The organism is Fulvivirga sp. (assembly GCF_040220315.1).
Taxonomy (GTDB): Bacteria; Bacteroidota; Bacteroidia; order Cytophagales; family Cyclobacteriaceae; genus Fulvivirga.
Genome location: NZ_JAVJUY010000239.1, coordinates 1 through 19,967, shown reverse-complemented (window position 1 = coordinate 19,967; position 19,967 = coordinate 1). Strand labels below are relative to the sequence as shown.

Sequence of the window (19,967 nt, the reverse complement as noted above, 5' to 3'; positions counted from 1 at the left end):
TTAGTTTAGGTTCCAACGAACTCCTAAATATAACTCTCTTCCGTGAATTGGTGCGAAGGCATAGGAAGTATCAAAGGAATCACTAAATCCAACAGTAGCATTGGGGTCATTAAACCCTACAAGTGGCGATATTGGTTGCCTGTAATCAAAAATATTCTGCAAGCCCCCATAGAGACTCCAGCCATTGTTAAATGATTTTGTCACTTGAAAATTATGGATGTTAAATAATTCTGACTCCGTTGGTCTTGGTTGGGATTTTGGGTTACCTGATTCATCCAGATCAAATACTTCTGGTAACGCCATTGGGCCTGAAAGTCTGGCCGTATAACCTAAGATGATACCTGCATTTTTAAATTCGTAATTGGCTGTTAGAACCCCTGAGTACTCTTGAGCAAATTCAATTTTTGTCGTTACCATCTCACCCAATTCATTCGGTTCTGTCTGGGTTACATCCTGCCAATTAAAACCCACACTTATGGACAAAGGTCCTCTGAAATCATGGTTCACATTAAAACCAATCCCCTTGGTAATGGCATGGCCTTCTGTATTAGCATAGATAATTTTGCCCGGTGTATCATAATCTGGAATAATCTTATTGGTGAAGTAAGTATAATATGCGTCTAGGTCCAGCATTCCCTGGCTTTCCCCAATGGTATACACATGGTTTAGGTTGATAGACGCATTATAAGATTGCTCCGGTTTTAAATCGCCCAGAATCTCTACTTTTCGCTGCCCTGAAACAAAGGCATGATCTTCGGTGAACAGATTAACCACTCTAAATCCGGTACCTAAATTTGTTCGCAAGGATGTCCATGTGCCTAATTTGTATTTGAGGTTCAATCTTGGCGATACAATCGCTCCATGTAAATCATAATGATCTAACCTTGTTCCTGTTAACATTGTAAACTTATTAGATACCTTCCATTCATCTTGCACAAAAATTCCCGGTATGTACTGATTATCTGGTCTGTTCTGAATGCCCGAACTAGTAGAATCCTGAGTGGCTACTGTATTATCATCATAACTCTGATATCTATTTGTTAAGCCAACGATCAGGTTATGGGAGTTTAATTGCTTATCCCAAACCAAATTGGCAAAACCTATGTGTTGTTCTGCTTTGTAGTGGTCTGCACCATAATAACTGTCCTGATTATGTGTAGATAGTGAGTAATCTAATCGGATATTCTGATTGGTATTGAACTCGTAGGTTCCGAAAAGCTCCGCTCTATGCGTGTAGATACTTTCGCCATATACCTGATCGCTACCTCTTAAATCTCGATAATTTCTATCTATTAAATACTCTTGAACGCCATTGCGCCTATCCTCGTAATATAGTTTACCAGCTATAGTAAATCGTTTTTTACTCGCCCTATTAATATCCCACTTAGTAAATAAAGAGTATTGATCAAGGTTAATATTATCCCCAAACCCATCCCCATTTTCATCATCAAAATCATTGATATAGGCATAGTTCAGGCCAATGAACCCACTGCCTTTATCACCTTTAATGGTACCGGCAATATTTCCAAAAGATTCTAAATGGGAAGTACCCATAACATCTATAGAAAAAGCAGGTTGATTGGCTGGGTCTTTTGTGATAACGTTAATCACTCCTGCCACTGCCTCAGAACCATAAAGAGTAGAACTTGGGCCTTTGATCACTTCAAACCGATCGATAATCATAGAAGGTATTCCATTGAGTCCGTATACCGAGGCCAGACTTCCATAAATGGGCGACCCATCCATTAAAATAGCAGTGTAAGGGCCCGGCAGCCCATTAATACTGATGCTATTAGTAAAGCAAACACCGCAAGCTGTGACCTCCTGAATGCCGTTAACTAACTTAATTCCTTCTACTATAGAAGAGGCCGCAGCAGGAGTAAACGTGTTCATATAGTCTGATGTAACCACTTCCACCTTCACAGGGGAATCAGTTATGAATTTTGGTTGCATAGTTCCAGTAATCACTATTTCGTCTAAACCCAAATTGCTTATTTCCAGATTCACGTTGAGCTCTTTGTTTTGGTCTTCTGATAGCTGAACTATTTTAGTTGTTGGCTTGTAGCCAATGGCCCTTATCTCGAGTGAGATTTCGTCAAACTCAATACCTTCGATACGATAGTATCCATTAACATCTGCCACTGCACCCGTTTTACTTCCAACAATCTGTATCGTAGCTCCAACTATGGGATCGCCATCACTCTGCACTTTACCTGAAATACTAGACTGTGCGTTTGCCAACAGACTGAAAAGGCTTAAAATATATGCTATACAGTATTTAATACTCATTTACATGTTAATTATTTATGCAAAGCTAATTGATATATAATTATCTATCAAAATTTATTTTTAGTCTTATCTAAATTTTATAAATGCTGTATTTCATTATCTTTAGTGCATGGCGATAATTAGCAAGAAGAAGAATATTTATAAGATCAGTAAGGCACTAAGAAATTACCTGATCAAATACGATCGTGAGATAGAATTACCTATCAATTACCAGGATTTGCTACGTTATAACAATTCTATTGCCTTAATAGATAACAAAGGAAAAGACACACTTTGGGAAACCGTTTTCTATCCACAAGATGAAATGAAGGACATCCACCATAGTGTGAAAACCATTTATGCTATTCTTAAGGCTGATGGCGATTTATCCGTAATGGAACATTTGTTTGTCGACCGTATTGATTTATGTGTTTTTGGTAATACTCAACCTTTCAGAATTCGAATAGTTAACCGCATAAATGACAACTTCGATTACTTCTACATAAAAAATGCAGATGCCTCTCGTGTGTATGGGTTAGAGTTGGAGCATTTGCTTTCTCCTAACCGCATTAGTTATGTTGTAAATAAAGAAACGCTTATTGAAGAACACATTGTGGGTATCCCGGGCGATCAGTTCATGAAGTATCATTTGAATGATAAAAATTTAAATGAGATACGTATCGCCAAAGAGTTTGTGAAGTTTAATGAACGTTGTTTTGTTCGCCTTTTGGGCGATATGCATTCAAGCAATTTTGTGATTGATATTACGCCAGATTTTGAAGAAGTAGATTACCGAATTAGAGCTATTGATTTCGATCAGCAATCCTATGAAGGAAGAAAGGCCATTTACCTGCCACAGTATTTTAAACAAAACAACCCGCTTATTGCCATTGGACTTAAATGTATGACCCCTGAAACGGTGAAACAGTATCAAAAAGAAGAGCGATCGTTAATAGCACACAGATATAAGGCAAGTAAGGAAAAAACCATAGAGCTTTTGCAAGCTATGTCATCCGACAACTTATCAACCCCTAAAAATGTAAAATCCTTAGCCAAGGATTTAGCCAAACACTATAAGAACGATTCTTTTCTGGAATGTAAAACCATGGGTGAGTTGGTTCAAAGAAGCCTGGAAACAGTATTAAACCAAAAGCCTACGTATCAGTTTCCATAGAAAGGAATAATTCTTCTATTTTTGAGACTATGATAATTGTTAAACCTAAGATAGGCACACTGTTTTCATTGGGTGTTTTTGTTGCTGTCAGTTTATCTGTTAGTGGATATTCTGTTGGGTATGTTTTTGGTGCTGAGAAACCTGAATGGTATCATTACGCTCTATTCCTCATTTTTGGTCCAATAGGCATTGGGCTTTTATTCCGCATGATTTTTAAATACAAAGTGGTGCGATTTGGTAAAGGAAGTGTGATAATCAATTTCCCTACTCGTTTTAATGAAAAGACCTACGACTTAAAAGAAGTGAAAATGTGGCATGAAACCACTATTAAAACTGCAGGAGGCAAATATAAAGAACTCGAAATCCTATTCGAAGATAATAAGCGATTGAACCTCTCGATGCAGGAGCATTCTGACTACCCAAAAGTGGTTACCTACCTAAAGAAGAAAATCGCTAAACGAGAGAAGAAATGATCAAAAATATACTACTAGTAGGTTTAGGTGGTTTTCTTGGTAGCTCCTTGAGGTACATAACTTATTTGCTTATTGACAAGCGTTTTGAACTGACATTTCCTCTTTCAACATTCACAGTGAATATTATTGGCAGCTTTTTATTAGGCATTATCATGAGCTTAGCTACCAAAGATACGCTCAGTGAACCTATGAGATTGCTACTAGCTGTGGGAATCTGCGGAAGCTTTACAACCTTCTCTACTTTCGCTTTAGAAAACCTTAACCTTTTATCAGGTAAAGAAATGTTTACCTCATTTCTTTATATCACTGCCAGTGTAGTTCTCAGTATTGGGGCTGCGTTTGCCGGACAATTGATTGTGAAGTAATCAAGAATTTAGGAACGAATTATATTAAGTTGTAATCCTGCATTCCCGGTAATAATAGTTTGTTTCGGACTGTAGATAAATCTTGACCCCAAAATTATAGATAGAAATTTCCTTGGTCGAAACTCCAGGTATGACATGAAACCAAAGCTAGTTGTATGGTACGTTTTATATGAATAAATATAGTTATCCCCTATAAAAGGACCGCCTACAAATACCCATTCCTCAGGTAATCTTACCTGGCTATAACCTGCAAGTCCTTTGATATTGAGAAACAAATTATCATTTATTTTATTCACTTTAGTAAGTGTTAGATGTATTCCTACAACTCTATCAATTGGCTGATTCAGATTAAAAAAGAGATTATTAAGAATGCCTTCTTCAAAATCATTAGGAATGCTTTGTGCCTTTCTTAAATAAAAGGAATAATTAGCACCCACGATTAAATTAGAATTGATGCTTTTTGATACTTCTAGGTCGATTCCAAAATGAGAGCCTGCTCCAATAGTTTCAGTAAAGTAAATGGAATCGAATTTAATAAATTGAGAAAAGCAGGTGCTGAAAGAAAATATTAACAGAAACACACTCAGGCTAATTTTTTCTTTCATTTTACAAAAAGTTAACGATGCTCCCAATCATATTTATCCAACTCCTCTAGACAAACTTTTAACAGCTTAATGCCTCCATCAATATCCTCTTTATGCGCCATTTCAATTACCTGATGCAAATGCCTTGTTGGAATAGATACTGCTCCGGAAATAGCTCCATCCTTACCCATTCTTTGAATTCCAGCTGTGTCCGTTCCGCCAGCTGTAAGTAATTCAGGTTGCCATTTGATTTTCTTCTTGTCGGCTGTTTTTTTCATATAATCTACCATACGGTAATCACAGATAGTACTTGCATCCATAATTTTTATAGCAGCTCCTTCGCCTAAAGATGTCACTTTTTCATGTGCTGCCGCCCCGGGTAAATCAAAGGCAATTGTTGTATCCAGGCCAAAGCCAAATGTTGGGTTTATACTATGTGCCGCCACATTGGCACCTCTAATTCCTACTTCCTCCTGTACAGTAAACACCCCGTATACATCATAAGGCATACTTTTCAATTTTCTTAACGTTTCAATTAGAATAAAAACTGAAACCCTATTGTCAATAGATTTGCAATTCACACAATCACCCATCTCAATCAGTTCCCGCTCTCTGGTAATTGGGTCACCCACATTAACAATCTTCTCAACCTCTTCTTTTTTCATACCTAAATCAATATAATAGTCCTTGATTTTAGGCATTCTGTTACGCTCTTCTGGGCTCATTACATGAATGGGCTTAGTGCCCATAACACCAATCACATCTTTTTTACCGTGAATTACCACACGCTGCGCAGTGAGTGTTTTGGGATCAAAGCCCCCCAACGTAGTAAATCGTACAAATCCTTTATCATCTACATGTGTAACTATAAAACCGATTTCGTCCATATGAGCCCCTACCATTGCACATTTATCAGAAGACCTGCCCTTTTTAAGTGCAATCACGTTTCCCATATTATCGACCCTCACCGTGTCAACCAATGGTGTAACTTCATCAATGATAATTCTACGGATTTTGCTCTCATAACCCGGAACTCCAGGTGCCTCACATATTTTCTTAAGCAGTTTTACGTTAATAGCCATATAGATTCGATTAATGAATGTCGAAGATAAGTATAATGAGTAAAATTATTCGATTTTTGTGCCACAACTAAAAAAGAGGCAGCAAATCAATTCTATGGCTAAAAAAGGAAAAGAAAAGAAGCGTTCACTTCTCTCCTACTTATTACGATTTATTGGTGTTGTTGTCTTCTCAGGGTTAAGCCTCTCCATCATTTTTGTCTTGCTAATTAAGGCAGGCTATTTCGGTGCATTGCCATCTGAATCTTCACTAGAAAATATTAAAAACAACATTGCCACAGAGGTGTATAGCTCAGATGGTGTACTGCTTGGCCGTTTTTTCGTGCAGGAACGAAATCCTACTTCTTACGAAAATATTTCACCACATGTAATTAATGCCTTGGTGGCAACGGAAGATGCCCGTTTTTACGATCATAAAGGCGTTGATCCTAGAAGTCTTTTGCGAGTAGTAATAAAAACAGTAATACTTCAAGACAGAAGTGGTGGTGGAGGTAGCACGATTAGTCAGCAGTTGGCAAAAAACATGTTTCCGCGAGATATCAATACCAAATTTGATATAGCCGTTACTAAAATTAAAGAAGCTCTAATAGCCTTTCAGTTAGAGAGCCTTTATAGCAAAGAAGAAATTCTAGAGCTTTATTTAAATACTGTTCCTTTTGGCGAAAATATTTATGGGATTGAGCTCGCATCGCAGCGATTTTTCAGTAGGCCTGCTAAAGAATTAAAGATACAGGAAGCGGCCGTTTTAGTTGGCATGCTCAAGGCCAACCACACATACAATCCGAGACTATTTCCGGAAAAATCCCAGCATCGCAGAAATGTGGTATTGAACCAAATGGTAAAATATGATTATTTATCAGAAGGAATATATGACTCATTAAAAACTCTACCTGTAAAAATCAACTATCAGCGACTTTCACCGCAAAGCGGCCCGGCCACTTATTTCAGAGCTTTCATACGTCCAGAATTAGAAAAATGGGCCGAAGAAAATGAAAAGACAGACGGCAACAACTACAATATTTTTACTGATGGCTTAAGAATATATACAACCATCGACTCCAGAATTCAGGAAGCTGCCGAAGCTTCGATGGCGCGCAATATGGCCTACTTACAAGAACAGTTTGATGTTCATTGGAAAACATCAAAACCATGGGATACGGAGCGAAGCATTTTGAATGACGCCATTAAAAGATCCTCAGCTTATAAGAAATTGAAGAAAAAAGGGCTTAGCCATGATGCCATTATAACAGAATTGAAAAAGAAACATCCCGTAGATGTTTTTACTCATGAGGGAGTGGTAGAAAGAAACCTATCTTCGATCGATTCGCTGGAACATTATCTTATGATTTTACAATCGGGCCTGGTGGCCATGGATCCCAACAACGGCCATATCAAAGCTTGGGTTGGTGGTATTGACTTTAGCCAGTTTCAGTATGACCATGTACTAAAAGCCAAAAGGCAGGTAGGCTCCACATTTAAGCCATTTGTGTATGCTGCAGCTCTTGAAAAAGGCGTTGATCCTTGCGATCATATTTCTGCATCACGTACCATATATAAAAACCTGGAAGACTGGACACCAGACAATGCCGACAAAAGTGAAAATCTAATGAAATACTCATTTACCGGAGCCTTGGCCAAATCTGTGAATACAGTTACCATTAAGTTGGTAGAGAAAGTAGGTGTAGACGAAGTGATTGCAACAGCTAAGAGAATTGGAATAGATGAGAAACTTCCTTCGGTGCCTTCGGTGGCCTTAGGTACAGGCAGCATTCCGCTGCTTGAAATGACAAAAGCATATTGCACATTCGCGAATGGTGGCTCTAAAGTACAACCAGTATTTCTTGAGGAAATTAAAGACTACAATGGGGTAAGCTTATACAAAGTGGAGACACCAAGGCCACAGGTTGCTATTCAAAAACAGACTGCTCAACTAATGAATCATATGTTGAAAGCCGTGGTAGATGAAGGTACTGCTTCATCGGCCAGATGGAAGTATAACCTAACCAACGAGATTGCAGGAAAAACCGGGACTACTCAGTCCAATGCCGATGGCTGGTTTATTGGTTATAATCCAAAATTGGTAGTTGGTGTGTGGGTGGGTGCCGATGACCCAAGGATAAGATTTAGATCTACTGCTCTTGGAAGTGGTGGCCATATGGCCTTACCCATCTTTGTTGGCATGTTTAAGGACATGAATGGTGATGCCAGCTTGAACAGCATTACCAGTGCAAAGTTTCCTGCGCTTTCTGATGAGCTTCAATCGGTGGTAGCATGTGATGATGAAAAAGAAGATAAAAATTTTCTACAAAAGGTGTTGGGTATTGAAAAAAAGGACAAAGCCAAATCCAAGGAATTTGGGGAAGAAAAGAAAGGGTTTTTCAAGAAGTTGAAAGATGTGTTTAAGAAGAAGGATGAGTAGTTCTTACCTTATGTAGTAATTTTTAAATTCCTTTTCAATATCTATGAGCAGCTCATTTTTACTCACAATTTGATCTTGATAAATCTCTACCTTTATGGCACCTCTTTCCTCTTGCCCAAGAGCCATTTTAACAATGGGTATTGGCACCCAGCTTGAGGATGAAGAAAACCTGCCATACTCATCAGTAACAACCCTTTTTATGTAACCCATATCTGGCAGGGCATTCATGGTAGCAGGCTTGATATAAATTTGAGAAAATGTATGGGAAGCTGCTGCGATTTTCGATTTTATAATTGAAAATTCAGCCGTTTGTATAGCAATAAACCCTCTGTTGATATTATAGTATGACGAAGTAAATGAACCTATCATTATCACGATTAATAAAGTAAGCTGTAGTTTATGGTGGTAATTTTTTAGTACTTTTCTTAACCCAAATACTATGTGAATAATTACTAGTAAGAAGAGTGTGTTCATTGTTCTGAATGCTACCCATTTTTCATCGCTGATTAGATTGGGTAGCATTGAAACTATTAGAAACCCTAATACAACGATCAGATTATTTATGACTTTTGAATAATATTTCTTATTTAAAGTGTTGAAATCGAAATGATAGAACAACATTAAGGCTATTACCAGAGTTGTTGCAAAACCTCGCCAAAATTTTGGGGCAAAAATTAAATTACTACGAGCAGCAATTTCGAAAAGGTCAGTAAAAAAATAAGTTATTGCTTCCAAAAATTTCAAACTAATTCCACTTCTACCCAATGAACTTAAATCAAAACCATACAAATAAGCTTTGTAAATAAAATAGTAAAGCGCATACGTAATTACGTGCACTAATAGTGGCATTATAAGCAGTTTACCATCTTTAGAAGCTACCCACTTTAAAAAAACCGGTATTATAAAAAAAGTATAGGCGGGTTGATACAAGTTGAGTGCAACAACACCAAGCAATATACTTCCTGTTACAGCAGCAACTCTTTTAAATTCAACTGCCAGGAATCCTGCTATTAATGCAAGTAGCAATGCCCATGTCACTTGAAAAGTAGCTGACCAGATAATGATTATATTGAATGAAGGGCAGCAGGCGAATAAAACTATTATAGACAAAGCATAGATGCTTTTGATATTGTAGAATTTTAATACCCTATACAAGGTAATGAGTAAAGCAAAGCCTCCAAAAAAAGAGACTAGCCGAACATATTTGAGCGATTCTACTGAAGCAAGTGTTACGAATATGGATTTAATCAGCACCCCATATAGCAATCTACCACCTTGTATAAAAACATTAATGAAATTTTCATTATGTGCGTTTAAAATAAACTCATAACTATCTGTATAGGCATAAGTAGCGATAATGTTCCAAAAGAGTAAGGCCAGAAGTGTTAAAGTGAAAACACTTACATAAAAAATTTCTTTGGTTATTGAATTCATGAGGGCTGACTAAAGAAACTAACTTGAATTCGAAGGTATTAAATTAATTAAACAAAAAAATTTCAGAATGAAGCTTCCATTGTATCAGATTCCGTTTTTTTAATCGCTATTACTTTAAATTTGTATTTAAATACGTCTTATTGTGTCGACTTCAAGTACTCTTTAGGAGTTAATCCCGTCACTTTCTTAAATATTCGAAAGAATGAACTAGAACTCTTAAAACCAAATTCTTCAGCCACAGCCACCAATGTATAATTTTTAAACTTCTCACTGTTAATATTTTCCTTTAGTGCTTTAACCCGATGTTCATTAATCAGATCAAAAAATGTTTTTGATAGTTGACTATTAATGGCCTGTGAAATATGGTGTGATGGAATGTTTAAAGCCTCTGAAACATCCTTTAATCTCAAGTCTGGGTTTTTAAACACCTGCTCTTGGCCAATATACTTATTCACCTCGTTCACTATCTCATTGAGTCTTGACTCATCTAAACCACTTGCAGTGTATTTAGCAATTGTTTCATCAGCAGCCAGATTGGTATCTGACCATGTATAATAGGTTGTAAGATGTATGAGTAATGAAAGTGCTAAATATAATATGGGCGTATATATTCCTACAGGCGGTATAATTTTCAGGTCGACAGAAATGTAATAGCCCAACCCTACTCCACAAAAAACTAAAAGTAACAGGATAATACGCTTAACAAAATCAATGGAAATAATGGAGGAATTGGAGGTGATGTTTTTCAACTTTTGTTCTGATGATTGCAACTGCCTGTAAGAGAAAAAAGCATAAACAAGTAAATGTATTTGATAGAAATAGTGATGTATGTCAACAGTATAATTCGCAGTATCCCAGAATTGTTGATACTGTGCTATTCGAACATCTGACTCTAATAAATAGAAAGGGAACAAATAAATATAAAACACCACAATTGGCAGTAAGTGTAATATATCTAGGGTTCTAAGTTTATAACCAAAATACTTCCTAGTAAATAAATAGTAAGCTGGCCCAATACAATACCAAATAGGTGGGAACACCCATATTAATTGTGGGTAATCAAGAAACCAGCCATTGCTTTCATATAAGTAAACCAGAATTAGTAATGAAACAGAAGCTAGTGCTATAGCCAGAAAAGGTTTTTTCAGCATGGAATAGATGTACCCCGCACTTATGAAGCCTTGTACAAAACTATAGGTAAGAAGTATCGTGATCAAATTTAAATCCACAAGCCAATCTTACCATTTTCTCCTATTTAATCAAATGGGATAAGTTGCATTGAACTAAAAATCACCCATTTGGGTAAGAACCATATCATTGTTAAAAAACTAAATTAACAATGAAAAATAACTATTTATTAGCCGCATTATTGTCCTTAACTGTGAGCTTTAAACTACAAGCTCAACATATGGATAACCATTGGATTATCGGTGAATGGCAAGGAGACTTTAAGGCATTGAAAACAGATGGAAGTGGTGTGTATGATTTATTTGAAAATCTAATATTGCGTGTAGAACCTACACTCGAAGGAAATGGTCATCATGCCAATTGGTTTAACTCAGATGGGATTACCTACACTGGAACTTCAGTCAGAACATATGTTAACGATAGTACATGGCTCAATCAATGGTTTAACGAACCCGATAAAACATGGAGTGACAAAATTCACTATAATGTAAGTGAGTATACACTTACCCATGAGTCAACTGGAGAAGATAAATTTGGAAAATTTGAGATGAAAAGAGTTCATTCTTATAATCCAGATACAAAGCTATACACTTACAAGCATCATCGTAAATATGAGGGGTATTCTTCCTGGTGGCTTATCGATGAAATTGAAATGAAGCGATTAAAATAATTTAAAGCCAGCAAATTGGATTATCGAGTTGATTGACTTTCTTTAGTCAATCAACTCATCTATTAAGGGTTTGAAGCAAGTTGTTAGAAACTTTTCGGTATGTGAAGAAACAACTGTATGGTTCAATTCAAAGTTGTGATTCGTTACTATCACTAAATCCTGAGAAGGCACGCATAAAAGGAGTTGCCCACCGTAACCCAAACCAAAATAAACGGGCAACTCCCTGTACTCACCCATCCACCACAAATTATTATATGCTAATGACGTAATTGGTCCCAAATCACCACCTAATCTTATTTCAGGATTCCAAGATTCTGCGACCCACTCTTCATCGATAACCTGCTTTCCTTTAAACCCTCCATCATTCATCACAGTCAGGCCTATCCTAGCTATGTCCAGTGCCCTTAATTGCAATCCGGCATCTGTTCTAATATTACCTAGCCCATCGCGCTCCCATACATACTGTTCAATTTCGAGCGGTTCAAACAATACCTTATCTGCATACAGCTGTGTGTCCATTTGCGCATTCTCACCTATGATTTTAGCTAAAAGAGAGACTCCTCCTGAGTTATAATTCCAATAGGTATTTGGTGGATATAGCGTAGAATGGTCAAAGAAAAAGCCCCAAGTGTATGATATCTGTGTATACCACTTTATGGCAATGTCTGACTCGTTCCACTCAAATCCGCTTGTCATATCTAACAAATGCTTTATTCGAATTTGATCTGCATAAGGGTGTAGAGAGGCATCCCAATAAGTATCAAAATAGGGTTTGATGTATTCTTCTTCCGACATCTCAGTAGTATTGATTAGCTGCCCAACCAAAAGAGAAGAGACACTTTTGGTTATTGATCTAATATGTAACAGTGAATTTCTATTCTTACCATTAAAGTAATTTTCAGTGAATAGCTTTCCCTTTTTTAGTACCACAAAACTGTAGATATTAGGCAGGCTGGAAGCATCCTTAACCAACCTATCTAGGAATTGTTGATTTAAACCAGCCTCTTCTGGAGTAATAATGTCGAAGCCGGAAGGTTGAACATCGGAACCTGAATTACTACAGGAGAATAAAATTATAAGCGAAAAAAGGAATCGTATTTTCATAATTGTTTTTAGAGTAAAACTGTCATGTAAACACCTCAATGAAGCTAAGTATTCAAAATATGAACTACTATTTGATTAAATGAGAGTTGAAAGTGCGCACGAGAGGAGTCGAACCTCCACGACCTAAACGGTCACCAGCCCCTCAAGCTGGCGTGTCTACCAATTCCACCACGTGCGCATTTGGGGAGGGCAAATGTAAAGAGGTTTTTGGTTATATGGTAAAGTTTGGGTTTGAAATAAGTGTTTTATCTAATTTAAGAAAGAGTGAAGCTATTTATACATACAATTACATTGATAGCTTACAATTGGTAAAAACAATAAATCAGGTTACACTTATAGGTGTTCATGATGTAATTATAGATAGTAGTGCCTCTCGCTGTTCTTTGACCATACGGAAAAGTATTCAGCCTAATTTCGGTCTTTGAGGACACAGAAAGGGGCAAGCCCAACCATTATGACACATAAAAAGGAATATTAGCATGGGCTACCCCAGCATTAGGATCTTCTATTTGAACAAATAAGCGATATGCCCCAGACTTTTCCGGTGCATAAAACTGGGCTTCCTCCCTTAAGTCTTTTTGCCATTTTACGAATACTAATTCTGGTATTTCCTCCTTATCTCCACCCTCTTTTGTAGATTTACTCTCTTCCCTTACCTCCCAATAGAATGTTAGCTTTGTTTGGGTCATAGCTTTTATTTGAACCTTAGCTGAGCAGAATTGATTGGCTTCGAGCGTTACACTTTCATTTGCTGACTGATTATTTAATTCGAAAGCTGCAACTTTTGGACATCTGTTTTGTGGCCATTCCTTATTCCATAAGTAATGCATGACATCAACGCATTCAGTTTTTCTATCATCTGGAGTAAACATTCCAAACCAAGTTGAAGTACGCTCCTGCTTCTGTCCCCAGAGAAACACGAACGATCCCAGACACTGATTTTCTTGTAATGCAATACTTTGCAAGTATCGATTAAGATAATGTGCTGCCTTCTGAGTACTCGTTTCTTCGATAGGTGCTCCCCAAGTTGTTTTCTTCACTTCCCAATAACCTGTGGCTCCCCATTCAGTGAATGCAAAAGGCCCATCCCAGCCCGAGTGATCAATTAATTTTGGTAATGCATCAATTTCAGCATACATCTGAAAACTCAAAAAATCCAAGTCAGAAGCCCTTGATTTAATAACAGCTATTAAATTTGGGCTTATACCTGCCAAAGATGTTGTTGTAAGATGATGCGCATCCACCTCATGGATCATTTTGGAAATCTCATTAACAGCATTCCAAACGTTGATGTCATTTGAGCTTAAATTTAATTCATTGCCAATTCCCCAAATAATTAAAGCCGGATGATCTTTTAATTCGAGTACTTCGTCACGTATTCGGTAAAGCTGTTCCTGTACGGCAAGGGAATCATTATAGTCAAAACCATGCCGCTCTCTGGCCACTTCAATACCCATCATTACTTTTAACCCATACTGATGTGCTTCATCTAAAATTTCCTTGCCAGATTTTTGACCATTATTCGTGCGCCATGTCCTGAAGGAATTAGCACCATGATCAGCAAGTTGTTTGATACTGCCGAATTCAAGTCCTGCACCCTTTAAATAAAAAGGTTTACCATTAACAAACAATTTATAATGGCCATTGATTAATTTTATTTCAGAGGTAGAAATACTCATCATGGAAATCACTTAATTTTCTAACTGTTAACACGAACTGCTCAACTACCTTCTACAAATCGTAGAATAGTTTCTTCAACCTGTTCTCGATGGCTCCACCACTCCCGGCTAAAGAAGCCTCTAAAACGCCACTTCTTTTTACTTAAAGTGAAAGGTGTATATACATGAACATCTTTGATTGAAGGGCTCTGATAATACAAATCGTCATCGGTTAGTAGTAGTGCCCGATATAGATTTCCTTGTTTTACGGTAATGTCAGTAAATGGTAGTTCTTCTGTAAGTGTAAAGCTCTCAGAATGTTCATTGACCCAGCTCATTAGTTGCGTTTTTAAATACCAGTTAGCAGCATGTGGTTTTACAGCCGGCAAAGTAGGTTTAAAGTTGCCTTCTGACACCATAAAGGCATATTCCAGGTATTTTTTCAAAAGTTTTGGGCCTTCATTTTTTGTATCCTCTACTTTAAGTTGCTGCGGCATTAGACTGCTTACAATTATTACCTTTTCCCGAGCTCGAGTAACTGCTACATTCAACCTGTTCTCACCACCAGCAGCATTCAGGCTACCAAACTGCATTACAATCTTACCCTTTGGGTCCGGCCCATAGGCTGTTGAAAAAATGATAATATCCTTTTCATCGCCCTGTACATTTTCAATATTCTTCACAAACCAGCCCTCCGGCCATAATACACCCTGTTCAATGAATTTTTCATCAATTCTATCGAGAATATGCTGTTGCTGTTTGGCATTAAAGGTTACTACACCTACGCTGCTATTATTGGAACTCCCGTTAATACTTAAAAGTAGATCTACAACCTTGTCGGCTTCAATTGCATTGATATTATTTTCCCAAACCCCATCAACTTTAAGGTATTCGATGCCAGGCTCTGGGGTATTCACCACATCAAAGTCTGGTAGCAGCTTCAGTTTTCCCTGGTAGAAATGTTGATTCGAAAAATCAATTAAGTCTAATGATCTGCTGCGGTAATGGCCATTTAGTTGTATGTTCATTAAATACCTATCTGCAAGCTCTAACAAAGAATCAACCTCCAATTCCGGCACTTCAGATTCATCATCGAAACGCACCTGATATAAGTCATTCGGACGAAGCTGTTTGGAGTCACCAGCAATAAGCACCTTGCGTCCTCGGTACATGGCAGGAATGCCTTTTTCAGCAAAACACTGAGAGGCTTCATCAAAAATAACAAGGTCAAACATCTCGCGCATGGGAAAAATAGCTGATACAGATTCCGGTGATGCCAACCAACAAGGTACGAGATCAAACAGCTCATCGCTATGTTCAGCAATTAGCTTTCGTAGCGGCCAGACCCTTCTTTTCTTCGTTACCTGATGGTACAAATCACGATATGTAACCATGTTATTCAGGCGGTTATGTTCTGCATTCACGTATGTTTTTTCCCTTGCCCTCAGCAACAGCATATCATTGGTTACAGAAAGCTTTTCTTTAACCGTGTTTTGCAGTTCGGCTTCCAGCTTATGAAACTTACGTGATGAGACAGACCTTAAAATAGGATACTTAGTTTCAATATGGTCGATCCACGCAAGACGAATACTATTCTGGAATACCTTTTCCAATTCTTTAGTGGCCGAAACTTTGGCATCTTGTATAAGCTTATCTAAGGCTTTCATTTGGCCAGGTTCCATTTCATCGCGTACTCTGTCAAAATCACACAGAGCTTCAAAATCAGCTTTTAAAGAATCTTTCATAAGAGTAGCCATGTGTGTATTGTTTTCAATACTTAATATTTGGCTCTCAGTAAGGTATAGCAACCACTTTTCTTTGCGTTGTGGTGTTTCTTTTATGATTTCAAATAACTGCTCAATTTTCTCTTTTAACTCCCCATAAGTGATTTTTTGAACATTGAAGTATTGTTTGAAGTTTCTGAGTGAATTGAAGATTAGCTTGGCCTTAATGGTAAGCTTAAACAAATGAAACCAGGTTTGGAACTGTACCTTTTCGTAGTTGGTGGGGATTCCCATTATCCAACCACGTTCCTTCATTTTGGTAATATTATGCTCCAGGTTCAGACGATTATCAATGCGCTCCACCAGCCTTTTAAAACCTTCTTTATTTCGCTTTAGTCCATTTTCTACCAGTACCCTTTTTATCCAATATTTGTCTTTAGAAAATAGCCTCCACTTAATCAGTCTAAATAGATTTTTTCGGGCATCCATGTTTCGTTGGAGTGTTTCCTGAAATTTACCCAGCTGATCAGATGGTATGGAAACTTCGGGGCCCTCACCTTTGTAGCACTCCATCACTACTCGTTCGATATTTGATATCCACAAGGCAGAGGTTTCTGAATCACTATAATTATTCAAATGCTGAAAATACTCATACGCATTTTCATCTTTGAGGGTACCAAGCATTTGAACAATATAATCGCGTTTACTGAGAATAAATTCAAAATCTTCCAGTGTAAGCTTTGTGCCTACAATATCCAGTGCCCGTGCTGCAATTTCATCCTGATAGGCAGGGATCTCATCAAGTATCTCATTTAAGCGCTGTCGCTCAGCGATGCCATAATCTTTAAACGATCGCCTGTCTAACCACTCATAGTCTGACCGCCCAAACTTGTCAATATATTCAGTGTAATCCCTCAGCTTGATCAAAAAATCATCCAGTTCATCCAGCCTGAATTGCGAATACTCCTGCTTAAAATTTACTGTTTGTGCATTCTGGTCAGAAGTGAGGTAAAGTTCTTTCACTGCCACCCCGCATTCCGATTCATCGAAAAGGGCGAATTTAAATTCCTCTAATTCTTCAGAAATTTGATCAATCCTCCTACTTACCTGTAAAAACTTTCTTTCTAATTGAATCGCATCAAGGCCATTATTGAGCATTCTATACTCATCAATGCGATCTACCTGCCGTGCGATATTTTCGAAAATCGCCTTTCTATCATTTTTAAAATCGTGTACTAATCCAAGAAAAGAAGTTAATTCTTTTTCTTTCATTCGGTTATAAACTACATCCAATGCAGCTCTTTTTTGACTCACAACCAGCACTTTTTTACCTGTGGCGATGTGATCGGAAATTAGATTACAAATAAGTTGCGATTTTCCTGTTCCAGGCGGACCCTGCACTACAATAGACTGGCCTTTTTTAATGGCTTTTAATGCGTTTTCCTGATGGGCATCCATCTTAAACGGAGTAAACGTTTTCTCCTCCTCTACACTCTCTAAAAAGCCGCCAATATTCTCCTTCTTTTCTGGTTGCACCGAAATAAAAAACTGCTCAATATCTTTAATGGTATCACTGGAAAGGAGCTTGTTATAATCAGGAACCAAATAAGAGCCAGATTGAGGAAAAATACCTAGAACCGCCTCCGGAAATAGTTTAAGCTCTCCTGTACCAAACTTTTCCTCATAGTCTGATTTAGTGTATTCTTCAAATTTTTGAAGAGTGTCCTGAAAATTGTCCTGGTTAAAATTTAATTCAATGTCACTTTCTTTAAAAAGCTGGTAGAGTGATGTTCTAAATACAGTGCTATCAGTATCAAAATCTTCCAGGTTCCGATCTATAAAATCATCTACGACAGAAACATTATTATAATGTGCATACGCTAACAGGAACGACTTATTGAGTGAAGGACCTTCGTCTGGCCGTGGTTTCAACAACCATTTTGAAGATTGCAATTCCAGGTCTACCGGAAAAAACAAGAGTGGGCATCTTACTGGCGTGCCATCGGAAAGTTTACCCTTTACAAATGGCCAGCCAACATATAAATCTTTTGAGCCTCGTTCCTCATAAATAAACTTTTCTGTCCGGGAAATTCTTTTAAGCCTGCTGCTTGATACGTTGGTCTCTTCGTCCCTACTGTCAAACTGTTGACATAGTGGAAGGCGATGGCCACCAATTAGTGACTCAATTATCTGAAATGCGCCCTCCTTTAAATGGAAATTAAAATCATATAAATCAATAAACTGGTCTTTATTAAGACGAAGCAAAAATAACGACCGATTATTCAGCGTAAGGTTAGTAAGCCTTTTTAAATACGATTTTAAAATCTCGTGCATAGCAGAAGCTCAAATAACAAAAAATTATCAAAATAACTTGGCATTAAATGCAAATTCCTTTTCAGGCTAAAAGGCAATGTAAGGTAGAATTCTGTTTATTTTGGCAGAATCCAATAAATGAATTTTTCGGAGGTCTTCAGCCGACTCAAAATCACCATGCTGATATCGATAATTAATTATAGCATTAACCTCTTTCCATGAAAAATAAGGGTGTCTCTTCAATGTATTTTCATCTAACTGGTTAATGTTTAATTTATTCGGACTGAATGTGTTACCAATATAAGATAATGAATCCAGTGCTAGAATAACGGAATCTTGCAAGCCATAAACTTCTTTTAATTGACTTTTAGAAGTAAAGCCCCCCAGCAAATCCCTGTATTTAATTATCCTGTTGGCCAAAACAGGGCCTATGCCATAAACTTTTTTTAAACCAATTGTATCCACCTGGTTTAAATCAAATGTGATTATGGCTGGTTTCGTGTATTTTGGAGGCACACTTTCTGTCGGCTCAAATCGTTTTTTAGAACTTCTGTCAGACAAATACCTGGGCTTTTTTGTATTATTTGTTTCGTACTGCATAAATCGCCCAAACCGTGTAGAATCCTTTTCCTGTATTCGTTTCTCCATTTCGGCCATAAGCTTATTCATTTCTGTGTAATCCAGCTGAATTGGTTCACCCAACATCATATATTGATAAAAGTAAGGGGAAGCAATCAATATAAACATTACGGGCAGAAGCAACATAATGCCATTTGCCTCTGTTTTAGAAATACCTAATGCAGACCTAAGCCTATAATTTAGCTTTTTCACGGCTGCAATTTTAATTAAAATCTATTAATTGTTGATATAATTATATAAAGTATTCTTAATGATGAAAATCAGTATTATTCCTGATAGGCAGCTATCGCTGAAACAGCTGATTTCATGAAACTTTGAAGTCTATTTATACAATACTTATTTGTACACATTCTAAATAATAAGATAGTTTTTATAGTATATGTGTACTACATAAATTTGCAGCACATGGAGAATGCCTTTAAAATCAGTGGGTTTTCATTTAAAAACACTCCTTTAGAAATAAGGGAGAAATTGGCTTTAAATGAGCCTGAAGCAAAACAGCTGATGCGGTTTTTGAATCAGACTGTTCAAGCTAATGATTTAATGGTTTTATCTACCTGTAATAGAACAGAAATCTATTACGACCATGAACTAGGTCTTAACAATGAAATTGCCACTTCCCTTTCATTAATTAAAGGCTTAGATAAAGAAGAAATCCTAAAACACCTGACTTGCACTTCTAATTCTGAAGAAGCTGTTAACCACTTATTTGAGGTGGCCATGGGTCTGGATGCTCAGGTGGTGGGTGATATTCAGATAAGCAATCAGGTTAAGAAGGCCTATCAGTGGAGTGCGGATGAAAATGTTGCGGGTCCATTCTTGCATCGTCTAATGCATACGATCTTTTACGCAAATAAGAGAGTTGTGCAAGAAAC

14 protein-coding genes, 1 tRNA gene and 1 pseudogene are annotated in these 19,967 nt (G+C 37.3%); 6 read left to right on the top strand and 10 right to left on the bottom strand.

Going from position 1 to position 19,967, the window contains the following annotated elements:
• Window positions 1–2,289, bottom strand: a complete 2,289-nt coding sequence (locus RLO81_RS11485) for a TonB-dependent receptor (protein WP_350111607.1) — start codon at window positions 2,287–2,289, stop codon at window positions 1–3.
• A gap of 109 nt (window positions 2,290–2,398) precedes the next feature.
• Here RLO81_RS11485 and RLO81_RS11480 point away from each other — a divergent pair, with 109 nt between their 5' ends.
• From RLO81_RS11480 to crcB, 3 genes are read left to right on the top strand one after another with little or no spacing between them, the layout of a single operon-like run.
• Window positions 2,399–3,442: a hypothetical protein gene (locus tag RLO81_RS11480; RefSeq protein WP_350111605.1), complete on the top strand. Its 1,044-nt coding sequence runs from the start codon at window positions 2,399–2,401 to the stop codon at window positions 3,440–3,442.
• A gap of 29 nt (window positions 3,443–3,471) precedes the next feature.
• Window positions 3,472–3,915, top strand: a complete 444-nt coding sequence (locus RLO81_RS11475) for a hypothetical protein (protein WP_350111603.1) — start codon at window positions 3,472–3,474, stop codon at window positions 3,913–3,915.
• Entirely contained in the window at window positions 3,912–4,280 is a 369-nt protein-coding gene (gene crcB / locus RLO81_RS11470) for a fluoride efflux transporter CrcB (protein WP_350111601.1), read from the top strand. Before RLO81_RS11475 ends, crcB begins: the two co-directional genes overlap by 4 nt.
• Window positions 4,281–4,288: 8 nt before the next feature.
• On the opposite strand, the gene RLO81_RS11465 is transcribed toward crcB, so the two are convergent.
• A complete protein-coding gene (locus tag RLO81_RS11465; protein WP_350111599.1) occupies window positions 4,289–4,885 on the bottom strand; it encodes a hypothetical protein in 597 nt (198 codons plus the stop codon).
• A gap of 11 nt (window positions 4,886–4,896) precedes the next feature.
• A complete protein-coding gene (locus RLO81_RS11460) occupies window positions 4,897–5,946 on the bottom strand; it encodes a M42 family metallopeptidase (protein WP_350111597.1) in 1,050 nt (349 codons plus the stop codon).
• 94 nt (window positions 5,947–6,040) lie between these two features.
• Between RLO81_RS11460 and RLO81_RS11455 the strand changes: the two genes are divergently transcribed.
• Window positions 6,041–8,362, top strand: a complete 2,322-nt coding sequence (locus RLO81_RS11455; protein ID WP_350111595.1) for a penicillin-binding protein 1A — start codon at window positions 6,041–6,043, stop codon at window positions 8,360–8,362.
• 3 nt (window positions 8,363–8,365) lie between these two features.
• Here the strand turns inward: RLO81_RS11455 and RLO81_RS11450 are convergent, their stop codons facing one another.
• Window positions 8,366–9,796 carry a glucosyltransferase domain-containing protein gene (locus RLO81_RS11450; protein ID WP_350111593.1) on the bottom strand — a complete coding sequence of 477 codons (1,431 nt, stop codon included), beginning with the start codon at window positions 9,794–9,796 and terminating at the stop codon, window positions 8,366–8,368.
• 137 nt (window positions 9,797–9,933) lie between these two features.
• Complete coding sequence (locus tag RLO81_RS11445; RefSeq protein ID WP_350111591.1) at window positions 9,934–11,013, bottom strand: helix-turn-helix domain-containing protein; 1,080 nt, start codon at window positions 11,011–11,013, stop codon at window positions 9,934–9,936.
• Window positions 11,014–11,135: 122 nt separating this feature from the next.
• Here RLO81_RS11445 and RLO81_RS11440 point away from each other — a divergent pair, with 122 nt between their 5' ends.
• On the top strand, window positions 11,136–11,654 hold the full coding sequence (locus RLO81_RS11440; protein WP_350111589.1) for a hypothetical protein: 519 nt from the start codon (window positions 11,136–11,138) through the stop codon (window positions 11,652–11,654).
• A gap of 42 nt (window positions 11,655–11,696) precedes the next feature.
• Here the strand turns inward: RLO81_RS11440 and RLO81_RS11435 are convergent, their stop codons facing one another.
• The 5 genes from RLO81_RS11435 to RLO81_RS11415 form a co-directional block, all read right to left on the bottom strand.
• Complete coding sequence (locus RLO81_RS11435) at window positions 11,697–12,758, bottom strand: serine hydrolase domain-containing protein (RefSeq protein WP_350111587.1); 1,062 nt, start codon at window positions 12,756–12,758, stop codon at window positions 11,697–11,699.
• 93 nt (window positions 12,759–12,851) lie between these two features.
• Window positions 12,852–12,936, bottom strand: a tRNA-Leu gene (locus RLO81_RS11430).
• A gap of 274 nt (window positions 12,937–13,210) precedes the next feature.
• On the bottom strand, window positions 13,211–14,440 hold the full coding sequence (locus RLO81_RS11425; protein WP_350111585.1) for a glycoside hydrolase family 2 TIM barrel-domain containing protein: 1,230 nt from the start codon (window positions 14,438–14,440) through the stop codon (window positions 13,211–13,213).
• A gap of 38 nt (window positions 14,441–14,478) precedes the next feature.
• The gene (locus RLO81_RS11420; protein ID WP_350111583.1) at window positions 14,479–18,474 is read right to left on the bottom strand and encodes an AAA domain-containing protein; all 3,996 of its coding nucleotides are present in this window, start codon (window positions 18,472–18,474) and stop codon (window positions 14,479–14,481) included.
• A 66-nt stretch (window positions 18,475–18,540) separates the two neighbouring features.
• Complete coding sequence (locus RLO81_RS11415; protein WP_350111581.1) at window positions 18,541–19,284, bottom strand: ComEA family DNA-binding protein; 744 nt, start codon at window positions 19,282–19,284, stop codon at window positions 18,541–18,543.
• 213 nt (window positions 19,285–19,497) lie between these two features.
• Between RLO81_RS11415 and RLO81_RS11410 the strand changes: the two are divergent.
• A pseudogene (locus RLO81_RS11410) lies at window positions 19,498–19,967 on the top strand (glutamyl-tRNA reductase); the annotation flags it as partial.

What these genes read in the sequence shown, in the direction of transcription:
- RLO81_RS11485 (WP_350111607.1), bottom strand. Translation starts at nt 2,289, where the DNA reads ATGAGTATTAAATACTGTATAGCATATATTTTAAGCCTTTTCAGTCTG.
- RLO81_RS11480 (WP_350111605.1), top strand. Translation starts at nt 2,399, where the DNA reads ATGGCGATAATTAGCAAGAAGAAGAATATTTATAAGATCAGTAAGGCA.
- RLO81_RS11475 (WP_350111603.1), top strand. Translation starts at nt 3,472, where the DNA reads ATGATAATTGTTAAACCTAAGATAGGCACACTGTTTTCATTGGGTGTT.
- crcB (WP_350111601.1), top strand. Translation starts at nt 3,912, where the DNA reads ATGATCAAAAATATACTACTAGTAGGTTTAGGTGGTTTTCTTGGTAGC.
- RLO81_RS11465 (WP_350111599.1), bottom strand. Translation starts at nt 4,885, where the DNA reads ATGAAAGAAAAAATTAGCCTGAGTGTGTTTCTGTTAATATTTTCTTTC.
- RLO81_RS11460 (WP_350111597.1), bottom strand. Translation starts at nt 5,946, where the DNA reads ATGGCTATTAACGTAAAACTGCTTAAGAAAATATGTGAGGCACCTGGA.
- RLO81_RS11455 (WP_350111595.1), top strand. Translation starts at nt 6,041, where the DNA reads ATGGCTAAAAAAGGAAAAGAAAAGAAGCGTTCACTTCTCTCCTACTTA.
- RLO81_RS11450 (WP_350111593.1), bottom strand. Translation starts at nt 9,796, where the DNA reads ATGAATTCAATAACCAAAGAAATTTTTTATGTAAGTGTTTTCACTTTA.
- RLO81_RS11440 (WP_350111589.1), top strand. Translation starts at nt 11,136, where the DNA reads ATGAAAAATAACTATTTATTAGCCGCATTATTGTCCTTAACTGTGAGC.
- RLO81_RS11435 (WP_350111587.1), bottom strand. Translation starts at nt 12,758, where the DNA reads ATGAAAATACGATTCCTTTTTTCGCTTATAATTTTATTCTCCTGTAGT.
- RLO81_RS11425 (WP_350111585.1), bottom strand. Translation starts at nt 14,440, where the DNA reads ATGATGAGTATTTCTACCTCTGAAATAAAATTAATCAATGGCCATTAT.
- RLO81_RS11420 (WP_350111583.1), bottom strand. Translation starts at nt 18,474, where the DNA reads ATGCACGAGATTTTAAAATCGTATTTAAAAAGGCTTACTAACCTTACG.